This window comes from Rhizobium sp. PK7-22, assembly GCF_056530405.1.
Genome location: NZ_CP096514.1, coordinates 598871 through 611498, shown reverse-complemented (window position 1 = coordinate 611498; position 12628 = coordinate 598871). Strand labels below are relative to the sequence as shown.

Genomic DNA, 12628 nt, shown 5'->3' with positions numbered 1-12628 from the left:
CAGGTGCGGCATGAACCCTATTAATCGCATTATCACCATCGCGAACCAGAAGGGCGGCGTCGGCAAGACGACGACCGCCATCAATCTGGCGACTGCGCTTGCCGCCATCGGCGAGCATGTCCTGATCATCGATCTTGACCCGCAAGGCAATGCCAGCACCGGTTTGGGTATCGATCGTCGCGATCGCGCAGTGTCCTCCTATGACCTGTTGATGGGGACGCATAGCGTGGAGGAGACGGTTCTGCCGACGGCAGTCCCCAATCTCTCCATCGTCCCGTCCACGATGGACCTCCTAGGATTCGAGATGGAGATCTCCCAGCAGGCGGACCGGGTGTTTCGCCTCAAGCGCGCCTTGACCCAAATCGCCCTACCCTACTCCTACATCATCCTAGATTGCCCTCCGTCGTTCAACCTGCTGACCATGAATGCCATGGCCGCGGCGCAATCCGTGCTCGTGCCGTTGCAATGCGAGTTCTTTGCGCTTGAGGGTCTGAGCCAGCTGCTGGAAACGGTCAACCAGGTGAAGCAGACGGTCAATCCCGGTCTCGACATCCAGGGGATCGTCCTAACGATGTTTGATGCTCGCAACAATCTGGCGCAGCAGGTCGTCAATGACGTGCGCACCTATCTCGGAGACAAGGTCTATCACACGTTGATCCCGCGGAACGTGCGGGTCTCCGAGGCGCCTTCCTATGGGAAGCCCGCAATCCTTTACGACCTGAAGTGTGCTGGCAGCCAGGCCTATCTGCAGTTGGCCTCAGAGGTTATCCAGCGTGAACGGCGCCGGAAGGCGGCCTGACGAATATTGGTGATATGATATGAGCGATGATCTCTCAAAGCGCCGGCTCGGGCGCGGTTTGGCAGCCCTGATCGGTGAAATGGATCAGCCGCTTCAGGTCGATGAAGCGCCGAAGCCGGTCAATCCCGATCGCATGCTACCGATCGAACATGTGAGCCGCAATCCCCGGAACCCTCGCCGGCAGTTCGATGAGGGAGATCTCCAGGATCTGGCAAGCTCCATTCGCCAGCATGGCATCGTCCAGCCGGTGGTCGTGCGGACGGTCAATGGCCAGTTCGAGATCATCGCCGGCGAGCGTCGCTGGCGTGCGGCTCAGCTTGCAGGGCTGCACGAGATCCCCGTTATCGTCCGCGATGTGGATGATCGTACCGCGCTGGAAATCGCAATCGTCGAGAACGTCCAGCGGGCCGATCTCAATCCGCTCGAAGAGGCTCTTGGATACGATCAGCTCATTGCCGAATACGGATATACCCAGAACGACCTTGGTGGGATTATCGGCAAGAGCCGCAGTCATGTGGCCAACAGCCTCAGGCTTCTGAAGCTGCCTGAGCCGGTACGCGACATGCTCTCTTCGGGAGAGTTGTCAGCGGGACACGCAAGGGCGCTGATCACAACCTCGGATCCCGTTGCACTGGCTCGCACGATTGTTGCCAAGGGGATGTCGGTCCGCGACGCCGAGCGTCTGGCCCAGAACGATGTCAAGGGGCAGACGCAACCCCAGGGCACCAAGGCCGAGCAGAAGGATTCCGATACGCTCGCGCTGGAGCGAACGCTCTCCGATTCTCTGGGTCTCGAGGTCAAGATCGCCCACAAGGGCGGCAATGGCCAGATGCGCATCACCTATCGCAATCTCGAGCAGCTGGAAGAGATCTGCCGTCTTCTGGAACGTCGGTAGGCCCCGCGAGTGCGCTAACGCTGACTGCGTGCCGACTGGATCGTAATCGCCATCAGGGTCTGAAAGGCGATACTTTCCTCCAGGCTCTGTTTCTGGCGGCTGTGCAGGATGGCCACCTGAAGCCGTTCCGTCTCGCGCTGGAGCCCACTGGCGCTCCAGCTGCGTAATGCCTTTTCTATCAAGGGTTTACGCTTGAAGTGGATATGCCGCCCGAGCGTCATCATCACCTGTCCGACCTGCAGGTTCTTCTCATCCATTTCGGCGCGCATCAGATCCATCAGCTGGAACTGTTTGAGACAGGACTGCAGGACGAGGAAGATCGGCGTCTTGGATGTGGACACCTTCTGCATGGAATGTCTGAGCGCGGCAAGATTGCCCGTCAGAATTGCATCGACGGCCTCATCGGTCGAAACGCTGCTCGCATCACCGATGATCGCGGAAACGTCGTCCTCTTCAATGGTCCCCTTGCCGCGGCAATAGAGCGCGAGCTTGCGTATCTCGTTTCGCGAGGCGATGCGGTCTCCCCCCAGGAGTTCAAGCAGGTTCCGGCGTGCGGCCGGCGAGATGGCCAAGCCGTCCTGGGCCAGTTCGCCGTCGATCAGGGCATTGAGCGCTCGTGCATCGTCGGCATAGCAGGGGATGACGGCAATCGAGCGTGAGGGCTCGGCCAGCTTTCGCAGGCCACTTCCCTTCTTCAGGTCGCCGGCCTCGATGACGAGCAGGTTGGCGGGCGCCGGTCCGCTCGCAAGAATGCCGAGCGCATCGAGGAGCGCCTTCTCGTTGGAGGCGCCGCGCAGCCACACCAGTTTGTCGCCGCCAAAGAGGCCAAGCGAGTTGACCTCGTCCAGCAGCCTCCCGGGATCGCTCTGGAGATCCGAGACATCCATCTTCAGCATCGCGAACGGATCGTCCTGCGCAACGCCGGATTTCTTGACGATGAGAGAGGCACGTTCCGACACCAGGCCCCGGTCCGGGCCATAGATCACGAAGATGCGGTAGGTTTCGCTGCCGCGTCCAACGAAGCGATCAAACTCGTGCGACTTTATTTCTGCCATGTCGGCTGGGGCTGCGGCTCTTTGGCGAGGGCGATGGCGAGGTCGGCCCGAATGAGCTCGGCGAGCTCCCGCGCTGCCCGGTCCTCTGCGTCCCTGACGCCCCGCAATTCGGCAAACTCCTGACGCGAGATGTCAAGAAGCGACACGATCCTGCGGCTCCCGACCTTCAGGACCTGCCCGTCGCTGATGCGCGAAATGGTGTAGTTGCCGGAGACATTCACCCGTCCGGGCTGCAAGCCTACGGCGTCCTCATCGTCGAGAATATCGCTATAGGCGGCGGTGACCTGCAGCTCGACTTGATACTGCGGGGCAGGCGTTTCCCCTTCCCCACCCGATGTCAGGAATATCAGGTGGTTTCGAACGACCTGCTCGACCCTGTCATCGGCGGGCGAGAATGCGATTTCCGCCAGCTTGGGGCCGGTTCCAGAGGCTTGCGAATACAGCGGGCGAACCTGGCAGCCGGCCAGCATGGCCATGGCAGTGAGTCCAAGTGCCAGTTTCGACAGCTGCGGGCGATAAGAGCGAGCATCAAACGACAATGTTCACGATCCTCTGTGGGACGACGATGATCTTTTTCGGTACCTGCCCATCAAGAGCGGCACGCACGGCGTCCAGCGCAAGGACCGCAGCCTCGATGTCATTCTTCGACGCGTCGCGGGCGATTGTCAATTCCGCCCGCTTCTTGCCGTTGATCTGGACGGGAAGCATCATCTCGTTCTCGATGACGAGCGATTCCTCGTAGATCGGCCAGGGCGCCTGGGAGAGCATGCCGGAATTGCCAAGAACCGACCAGCATTCTTCCGCAAGATGTGGCGTCATCGGCGCGACGATCCGCACCAGGATCTCGGCTGCGTCGCGTACGGCAGCCCGGAAGGCCGGATCGGCATCGCCGGAGGCCACCCGTGTCAGGGGCGCGGCCAAAGCATTGACGAATTCGTAGATGCGCGCCACGGCCTTGTTGAAGGAAAGCCGGTCATAGTCGTCCTGTACCGCCTTCAGGGTCTTGTGGGCGATCTGGGAGATGCCGAGGGCCTCGCCGTCTGAGGCGGGCTTGGGCGCGACCTCGACGAGTTGGGGGGCAGCTTCCGAAATCAGGCGCCAGAGGCGCTGCGTGAAGCGGTGAGCGCCTTCGACACCGGCCTCCGACCAGATCACGTCACGATCTGGCGGCGAATCCGACAGCACGAAAAAGCGAGCGGTGTCGGCGCCGTAAGAAGCAATGATGTCGTCGGGATCGACGACGTTCTTCTTCGACTTCGACATCTTCTCGATCGAGCCGATGGTGATTTCTTCGCCGGTGGAGAGAAGGGCTGCCTGTCGCTTGCCGTCGATTTCCTCGATGCGGATATCCGCGGGTGATACCCATTCGCCGTTCGCGCCGCTGCCGCGGCGGTAGGTTTCATGGACGACCATGCCCTGGGTGAAGAGGCCCTTGAAGGGCTCCTTGACGTCCACATGGCCGGTCTCGTTCATCGCCCGGGTGAAGAAGCGGGAATAGAGGAGGTGAAGAATGGCATGCTCGATGCCGCCGATGTACTGGTCCACCGGCAGCCAGTGATTGGCGGCCTTCGGATCCGTCGGATTGTCTTCCCAGGGCGCGGTGAAGCGCGTGAAATACCAGCTGGAATCGACGAAAGTATCCATCGTGTCTGTTTCGCGCCGGGCAGCTGCACCGCATTGCGGGCAGTTCACGTGGCGCCAGGTCGGGTGCCGGTCGAGCGGATTGCCGGGATGATCGAAGGTCACGTCGTCCGGCAGCTTGACCGGCAGGTCCTTCTTCGGCACCGGCACGACGCCGCAGACCTCGCAGTGGATGACGGGGATCGGGCAGCCCCAGTAGCGCTGGCGGGAGATGCCCCAGTCGCGCAGGCGGAAATTCACCTTGCGCTCGCCCTGCGGCATGTTGCCGAGCGACGAGGTCGAGAGGCGATCCGCGACGAGATCGAACGCTTCCGTCGTGGTCTTGCCGTCGAGGAAGCGGGAGTTGATCATGACGCCGTCGCCGTCATAGGCGGTGTCGCCGATCGTGAAGCTCTGCGCGTCGCCATCGGCCGGCATCACCACGGCCACCACCGGCAGGCCGTACTTGCGGGCGAAGTCGAGGTCGCGCTGGTCGCCGGCCGGGCAGCCGAAGATGGCGCCGGTGCCGTAATCCATCAGGACGAAGTTGGCGACATAGACGGGCAGTTCCCAGGAGGGGTCGAGCGGATGCCTGACGCGGATGCCGGTATCGATCCCCTTCTTTTCAGCCGTTTCGAGCGCTGCCAGGGACGTGCCGTGGTGGCGGCACTCGGCGCAGAAGGCTTCGATAGCCGGATTCGCTTTCGCGGCGTCCCGTGCCATGGGGTGATCTGCGGCGATCGCCAGGAAGGATGCGCCGAACAGCGTATCGGGACGGGTGGTGTAGACGGGTATCTCGTTCTGGCCGATGGGCGCCGTCCCCGGCACGACTTCCCAGCGGATCGTCATCCCTTCCGAGCGCCCGATCCAGTTCTTCTGCATCAGCCGGACCTTCTCCGGCCACTGGTCGAGGGTCTCGAGCGAATCGAGCAGGTCCTGACTGAAATCGGTGATCTTGAAGAACCACTGGATGAGGTCGCGCTGTTCCACAGGCGCGCCGGAGCGCCAGCCGCGGCCGTCGATCACCTGTTCGTTGGCCAGCACCGTCTGGTCGACCGGATCCCAGTTGACCTTGGATTGCTTGCGGTAGACGAGGCCCTTTTCCATCATGTCGAGGAAGAGGTGCTGCTGACGCTGATAGTATTCGACGTCGCAGGTGGCGAATTCCCGCGACCAGTCCAGCGACAGCCCCATGGCCTTCAGCTGAAGCTTCATCGAGGCGATGTTCTGGTAGGTCCACTCCTTGGGGTGAACATTATTGTCGCGTGCGGCGTTTTCCGCCGGCATGCCGAAGGCGTCCCAGCCCATGGGATGGAGAACATTGTAACCCCTCGCCCGCTTGTAGCGCGCTACGACATCGCCCATCGCATAGTTGCGGACGTGGCCCATGTGGATGCGTCCCGAGGGATAGGGAAACATTTCGAGGACGTAGTACTTCTCGCGCGGATCGGCGTTGTCGGCCTCGAAGACCTTGGCATCCGACCACTTCTCTTGCCAGCGTGGCTCGGCCTCGCGCGGATTGTAACGTTCACTCGCCATATCAATATTATCCGGGAAAACTTCAGAAGGATTGGCCAGACCTTCACCACGAAAGCCTGCAAGCGTCAAGTTTTACAGGGATATTGGCAAGCGAAGTTGGCCGGGTTGCGGCAGCACGCCTCTTGGCATACCGCGCCTTGCAGCCTAAGTCGTCTGCAATCAAACGCGAGGGAAGAGCATGACCGTCCAGGACAGGTTGAAGGAAGTTCGCGACCGGATCGTGGCAGCCGAACGCGTCGGGAAACGTCCGGAAGGATCCGTCACCCTTGTTGTCGTCTCCAAGACCTTCGAGGCCGATGCCATCCGGCCGGTGCTCGAGGCCGGTGAGCGGGTATTCGGCGAGAACCGGGTCCAGGAAAGCCAGGGGAAGTGGCCGGCGCTGAGGCAAGAGTTTGAAGGCATCGAGCTGCACCTCATCGGGCCGCTGCAATCCAACAAGGCCGCGGACGCCGTCGCGCTGTTCGACGTGATCGAGACGGTGGATCGGGAGAAGATTGCCCGTGCTCTGGCCGACGAGATGAAGCGGCAGGGGCGGTTTCCCCTGCTTTACGTTCAGGTCAACACGGGAATGGAGCCGCAGAAGGCCGGCATCGCCCCTGATGAGACCGCGGCTTTCGTGCGCCTCTGCCGCGATGATTTGGGGCTGTCGGTGGAAGGCCTGATGTGCATCCCGCCCGCAGACGAAAATCCGGGGCCGCATTTTGCTCTGCTTGCCAAGCTTGCTCGCGAGAGCGGCGTTGATAAACTGTCGATGGGCATGTCCGGCGATTTCGAGACGGCGGTGGAGTTCGGCGCAACGAGCGTGCGCGTCGGCTCGGCCGTGTTTGGCAATCGCTAAGCGGCCCTAGCCCTTAAGTCTGGCTTTCCAGTCTCTTCTGGCTCATCCTACAAGTGTCCCTGAGGCTGCGCTGGGATCATGGGAGGAGCAGATGCAGAGCACGTATTTCGACGTCTATGCCGAATGGCAGGCGGACCCGGAAGCTTTCTGGCTGCGGGCGGCCGAAGCGCTGGACTGGTTCAAGCCGGTCGAGCGGGTGTTCGACCCCGACCAGGGCGCCTATGGGCGCTGGTTCGTCGGCGGTGAAACGAACACCTGCCACAACTGCCTCGACCGCCACGTGCAGGCGGGTCGGGGAAGCCAGAGGGCGCTGATCTACGACAGCGCCATGAACGGTACGAAGACCAGCTTCACCTATGACGAGGCGCTGGCAGAGGTGCAGGCGATCGCCGCCGTGCTGCGCAACCACGGCGTCGGCAAGGGCGACCGGGTGATCCTCTACATGCCGATGGTTCCGGAGGCGGTTTTCTCAATGCTGGCCTGCGCGCGGCTCGGGGCGGTGCATTCGGTGGTGTTCGGCGGCTTTGCGGCCCACGAGCTGGCAAAGCGCATCGACGACAGCGGCGCCAAACTGGTGATCAGCGCCAGCTGCGGCCTGGAGCCGGGCCGGGTGGTATCCTACAAGCCGCTGCTCGATCATGCGGTCGACATGGCGACGGTGAAGCCGGACTTCTGCCTCATCCTGCAGCGCGACGAGCTGCATGCGCCGCTGCGCTACGAGCACGGCGATGTAGACTTCCGGCAGGCGGTCGAGGTGGAGAAGGTCAACGGAACGGTTGTCGATTGCGTGCCCGTCGCCGCCACCGATCCACTCTACATTCTCTATACATCCGGCACGACGGGCCAGCCGAAGGGTGTGGTGCGCGACAACGGCGGTCATATGGTGGCCCTCCAGTGGACCATGGAGAACCTTTACGGCGTGAAGCCCGGCGAGGTGTTCTGGACGGCCTCCGACATCGGCTGGGTGGTCGGCCATTCCTATATCGTCTACGCGCCGCTGCTGGCCGGCAGCACGACGGTCCTCTTCGAAGGCAAGCCCGTCGGAACACCGGATGCGGGCGCCTTCTGGCGCATCGTGTCCGACTATGACGTGAAGGTGCTGTTCACCGCGCCGACGGCCTTTCGTGCCATCCGCCGCGACGATCCGGACGGGGAGCACGTCCGGCACCATGATGTAAGCGGCCTGCGTGCGCTGTTTCTCGCCGGAGAGCGCGCTGATCCGGAGACGCTGAAATGGGCGGAGAGCGTGCTCAAGGTTCCGGTGATCGATCATTGGTGGCAGACGGAGACCGGCTGGCCGATGGTCGGCAATCCGGTCGGCCTCGGCCTCCTGCCCTTCAAGGCAGGCTCTCCGACCATGCCCATGCCCGGCTATGCCGTCGAAGTGCTGGATGACGCCGGCCATCCGGTGCCACGCGGCACACTCGGCAACATCGTGGTGAAGCTTCCGCTTCCGCCCGGCTGCCTGGTCAGTTTCTGGAACGCCGACGAGCGGTTTCGCCAGTCATGCCTGGAGGAATTCCCAGGCTACTACAAGACAGCCGATGCCGGGCTGATGGACGACGAGGGCTATCTCTTCGTGATGGCGCGGACGGACGACATCATCAACTGCGCCGGCCACCGGCTTTCGACCGGAGCTATGGAAGAGGTCTGCGCCATGCATCCGGACGTCGCGGAATGTGCCGTCGTGGGCGTCGCGGATGCCTTGAAGGGACAGGTTCCCTGCGGCTTCCTGGTGCTGAAGAACAGGGTGTCGCGCGATCAGGGCCTTGTGGAACGGGAAGTGATCGATCTTGTCCGCAACGAGATCGGTCCGGTGGCGGCCTTCCGCACGGCCATGGTGGTGCAGCGCCTGCCGAAGACCCGGTCCGGCAAGATCCTGCGCGGCACGATGCAGAAGATTGCCGACGGAATGCCATGGACCATGCCGGCCACCATCGACGACCCAGGTATTCTCGAGGAGATCGCCGAGATCCTGCGGCAGCGGGGATACGCGCGGGCGGCGGCGGTCGAACAGGGCGCATAACGAAAAAACCCCGGCAGGACCGGGGTTTCGAACTAGTGCAATCGCTTCCGGAGATCAGTAGCGGTTGTCGTCCTCGTCTTCGTCGCGCGGGGCGGACTTCAGCGAGCTCAGCTTGGCGAAGACGGCGTCCGCGTCAATTTCCTTCTCTTCTTCGCGATCGTTGCGATAGTTGAAGTCGAGGTTTTCCGTTTCCGATGCGGACTGCAGCGTCGCGCCGAGTTCGGCGGCGGTCGGAAGCGGCTTGCCCTTGGAGGCGCGTTCGACTTCCAGGTCGAGATCGATCTGGCTGCAAAGGCCGAGTGTCACCGGATCCATCGGCGTCAGGTTGGTCGCATTCCAGTGGGTACGGTCGCGGATCTGCTCGATCGTCGACTTTGTGGTGCCGACGAGACGCGATATCTGCGCATCCTTCAGTTCCGGGTGATTGCGCACCAGCCAGAGAATGGCATTGGGACGATCCTGGCGCTTCGATACCGGCGTGTACCGGGGGCCGCGGCGCTTTGATTCGGGAACACGAACCTTCGGCTCGGACAGCTTCAGCCGATGGTTGATGTCGCCCTCGCCGCGCTGGATCTCGTCGCGCGAGAGCTGCCCGGTGGCGATCGGATCAAGGCCCTTGATCCCCTGCGCTGCTTCGCCGTCAGCGATTGCCTTCACCTCCAGCGGGTGCAGCTTACAGAACTGCGCAATCTGGTCGAAGGAAAGTGCCGTGTTGTCGACCAGCCAGACCGCCGTCGCCTTCGGCATAAGCAATTGTTGAGCCATGGATATAGTTCCTCTGTCCGTCCGCGCCGGTGTCGCGGGCCGTGGGTATCAACCACCATTTCCGGGAATTCGACGCGTCTATATCCGGAAAACGGCGGAAATGCAAATATCACGCAACATGAACCGTTTGTCTAATTGCTGGTCCGGATGCACCTGATATGTATGCGTGATGATCCGGATTTTCAGTCCGGTTTCGTCGAGACGAAATGGGGAGGAGACCATGTCCGAGAAGGTTTATCCTGTGTCGCGCGCCACCAAGAGCATGGCGCTGATCGACAAGGACAAATACGAGAAGTGGTACGAGGAAAGCATCGAGGACCCCGACAAGTTCTGGGGCAAGCACGGCAAACGGATCGACTGGTTCAAGCCCTACACCAAGGTCAAGAACACCTCCTTCAAGGGTAAGGTGTCGATCAAATGGTTCGAGGACGGGCTCACCAATGTCTCCTACAACTGCATCGATCGCCACCTGAAGACGCATGGCGAGCGCACCGCGCTGATCTGGGAAGGTGACAATCCGTATATCGACAAGAAGATCACCTACAACCAGCTCTACGATCAGGTCTGCCGGCTCGCGAACGTCCTGAAACAGCGCGGCGTCAAGAAGGGCGACCGCGTTACCATCTATATGCCTATGATCCCGGAAGCGGCTTATGCGATGCTTGCCTGCGCCCGCATCGGTGCCGTCCATTCTGTCGTCTTCGGCGGATTCTCACCCGAGGCGCTGGCGGGCCGGATCGTCGACTGCCAGTCCTGTTTCGTCATCACCTGCGACGAGGGCGTGCGCGGCGGCAAGCCGGTACCGCTCAAGGAAAACACCGACAAGGCGATCCACATCGCGGCGCGCCAGTATGCGACCGTCAACAACGTGCTGGTGATCCGCCGCACCGGTGGCAAGGTCAACTGGGCGCCGGGCCGTGACCTCTGGTATCACGAGGAAGTCGCCAAGGCGAAGCCGCACTGCGAGCCGGTGAAGATGAAGGCGGAGGATCCGCTCTTCATTCTCTACACGTCCGGCTCCACGGGCAAGCCGAAGGGCGTGCTGCACACCACCGGGGGCTATCTCGTCTATGCGGCGATGACGCATGAGTACGTCTTCGACTACCACGACGGGGACGTCTACTGGTGTACGGCCGACGTCGGCTGGGTGACGGGGCATTCCTACATCGTCTATGGACCGCTGGCGAACTGCGCCACTTCGCTGATGTTCGAAGGCGTGCCGAACTTCCCCGACCAGGGACGTTTCTGGGAGGTCATCGACAAGCACAAGGTCAACATCTTCTACACCGCGCCCACCGCCATCCGCTCGCTGATGGGTGCCGGCGACGAGTTCGTGAAACGGTCCTCGCGGGCCAGCCTGCGGCTGCTCGGCACCGTCGGTGAACCGATCAACCCGGAGGCCTGGGAGTGGTACTACAAGGTGGTCGGCGACAGCCGTTGCCCGGTGGTCGACACCTGGTGGCAGACGGAAACAGGCGGCCACATGATCACGCCGCTGCCGGGTGCGACCGCCCTGAAGCCAGGTTCGGCAACGGTGCCGTTCTTCGGGGTCAAGCCGGAGCTCGTCGACAGCGAGGGCAAGGTGCTGGAAGGGGCGGCGGACGGCAATCTCTGCATCGCCGATTCGTGGCCTGGCCAGATGCGCACGGTCTACGGCGACCACGAGCGCTTCATCCAGACCTACTTCTCGACCTACAAGGGGAAGTATTTCACGGGTGACGGCTGCCGCCGCGATGCGGACGGCTACTACTGGATCACCGGCCGCGTCGACGACGTCCTCAACGTCTCGGGCCACCGTCTGGGCACGGCCGAGGTGGAATCGGCTCTGGTGTCGCACGACATGGTCTCGGAGGCGGCCGTCGTCGGCTATCCGCATAGCGTCAAGGGGCAGGGCATCTATTGCTATGTGACGCTGATGTCGGGCAACGAGGGGGACGATGCCCTACGCCAGGAGCTGATCAAGCATGTCAGAAGCGAGATCGGGCCGATCGCCACGCCCGACAAGATCCAGTTCTCGCCGGGTCTGCCGAAGACGCGCTCCGGCAAGATCATGCGGCGCATCCTTCGCAAGATCGCCGAAGACGATTTCGGCGCGCTGGGGGATATCTCGACGCTGGCCGATCCTGGCGTCGTCGAGGACCTGATCGAGAACCGCCAGAACAAGGCGGTCTGATCCGAACGAAGGCCGCTTTCTCTTGAGGGGGCGGCCTTCAACATCCAATTCGGGCTTGGATTTTTCTACCTGCTCGCGGCTGCGGGCTGATCAAGGCTGGCAGACCCGTCACTCGGGTTCGCAGACCACCGGAGCCTTTCGGCCGCCGTGATAGCTTTGCGCCAGTCCGGCGAGCAGCATGTAGTCCGCCGCCTGCACGCCTCCGTCGAGCGTGACATCCGCGACCACCCGGCCGAAATATTTATCGCCGGAGATGCGGCTGAGCTGGATGCGTGACGATGTTGCCGCCAGTTGCTCCAGAGCCCGCCGCGCCGTCTCGCCTGCGTGGCGTATGCTTAAGCACTTAGACCGGATCTCAGGGGTATCGATACCGCGGATGCGCACGTAGACTTCGACCTTCTGCTGCGGCCAGGGTCTCGCTTCGACGAGCAAGGTGTCGCCGTCGATGATGCGCAGGATTTCGGCCTCCACGGGTCCGGCGATTTCTTCACGCGGCGCTGCACTCGCGGCGACAGCGAGGGGCAGAAGGACAGGGAGAATCAGCAGCAGACGTTTCATGGAAGGAATAAATTCCTTCACGCTGCAGAAGTCAATAGGATTAATAACCTCTAGAAGTCGATCGCCCGACCGTTGATCTCCCAGTCGCCGAACCGGGACGGCTCGGCGCCGCCGCGGCCGCCGAGTTCGGTCGGCAGATTGGCCTGAACTTCCTGCTGGCGCCGCTGCTCGGCTTCCTCAAGGGCACGCTTCGCAGCGGGCGAAAGCGGCTTCTTCACGGCCGGCTCGCTGTCCGTCGTGCTGCTGTTGTCGTTGTCGGGTTCCTGGATCATCACGCCGCCGTGGGTCATATTGAAAATAAAAGCGGGACAGACCACATCATAGACGGTTCGACCCCGGCAATAAAGCCTTCTGGAGACT

Annotated in this window: 11 protein-coding genes; 5 read left to right on the top strand and 6 right to left on the bottom strand. The window is 62.2% G+C overall.

Annotated elements, in window-relative coordinates:
- The first annotated feature begins 10 nt into the window (after positions 1 to 10).
- Together M1E10_RS07655 and M1E10_RS07650 are read left to right on the top strand one after the other, a co-directional pair.
- Positions 11 to 799 (top strand): ParA family protein, encoded by a 789-nt coding sequence (locus tag M1E10_RS07655; protein WP_499175768.1) that lies wholly within the window; start codon positions 11 to 13, stop codon positions 797 to 799.
- Positions 800 to 818: 19 nt separating this feature from the next.
- On the top strand, positions 819 to 1694 hold the full coding sequence (locus tag M1E10_RS07650; protein ID WP_499175767.1) for a ParB/RepB/Spo0J family partition protein: 876 nt from the start codon (positions 819 to 821) through the stop codon (positions 1692 to 1694).
- Between the two features lie 14 nt (positions 1695 to 1708).
- On the opposite strand, the gene holA is transcribed toward M1E10_RS07650, so the two are convergent.
- From holA to leuS, 3 genes are read right to left on the bottom strand one after another with little or no spacing between them, the layout of a single operon-like run.
- Entirely contained in the window at positions 1709 to 2749 is a 1041-nt protein-coding gene (gene holA / locus M1E10_RS07645) for a DNA polymerase III subunit delta (protein ID WP_499175766.1), read from the bottom strand.
- Complete coding sequence (locus M1E10_RS07640) at positions 2737 to 3225, bottom strand: hypothetical protein (RefSeq protein ID WP_499175765.1); 489 nt, start codon at positions 3223 to 3225, stop codon at positions 2737 to 2739. The genes holA and M1E10_RS07640 overlap by 13 nt, the downstream gene beginning before the upstream one ends.
- Positions 3226 to 3277: 52 nt before the next feature.
- Entirely contained in the window at positions 3278 to 5908 is a 2631-nt protein-coding gene (gene leuS / locus M1E10_RS07635; RefSeq protein WP_499175764.1) for a leucine--tRNA ligase, read from the bottom strand.
- Between the two features lie 178 nt (positions 5909 to 6086).
- Here leuS and M1E10_RS07630 point away from each other — a divergent pair, with 178 nt between their 5' ends.
- Together M1E10_RS07630 and M1E10_RS07625 are read left to right on the top strand one after the other, a co-directional pair.
- A complete protein-coding gene (locus M1E10_RS07630; RefSeq protein ID WP_499175763.1) occupies positions 6087 to 6746 on the top strand; it encodes a YggS family pyridoxal phosphate enzyme in 660 nt (219 codons plus the stop codon).
- 91 nt (positions 6747 to 6837) lie between these two features.
- Positions 6838 to 8772 carry a propionyl-CoA synthetase gene (locus M1E10_RS07625; protein WP_499175762.1) on the top strand — a complete coding sequence of 645 codons (1935 nt, stop codon included), beginning with the start codon at positions 6838 to 6840 and terminating at the stop codon, positions 8770 to 8772.
- 54 nt (positions 8773 to 8826) lie between these two features.
- On the opposite strand, the gene M1E10_RS07620 is transcribed toward M1E10_RS07625, so the two are convergent.
- Positions 8827 to 9537 (bottom strand): DUF1013 domain-containing protein, encoded by a 711-nt coding sequence (locus M1E10_RS07620; protein WP_037168859.1) that lies wholly within the window; start codon positions 9535 to 9537, stop codon positions 8827 to 8829.
- Positions 9538 to 9757: 220 nt separating this feature from the next.
- Between M1E10_RS07620 and acs the strand changes: the two genes are divergently transcribed.
- On the top strand, positions 9758 to 11710 hold the full coding sequence (gene acs / locus M1E10_RS07615; RefSeq protein ID WP_499175761.1) for an acetate--CoA ligase: 1953 nt from the start codon (positions 9758 to 9760) through the stop codon (positions 11708 to 11710).
- 108 nt (positions 11711 to 11818) lie between these two features.
- Here the strand turns inward: acs and M1E10_RS07610 are convergent, their stop codons facing one another.
- Together M1E10_RS07610 and M1E10_RS07605 are read right to left on the bottom strand one after the other, a co-directional pair.
- Positions 11819 to 12268, bottom strand: coding sequence for a thermonuclease family protein (locus M1E10_RS07610; protein ID WP_499175760.1), 450 nt, complete (start codon positions 12266 to 12268; stop codon positions 11819 to 11821).
- 50 nt (positions 12269 to 12318) lie between these two features.
- Complete coding sequence (locus M1E10_RS07605) at positions 12319 to 12537, bottom strand: DUF1674 domain-containing protein (protein WP_499177118.1); 219 nt, start codon at positions 12535 to 12537, stop codon at positions 12319 to 12321.
- Positions 12538 to 12628: the final 91 nt, after the last annotated feature.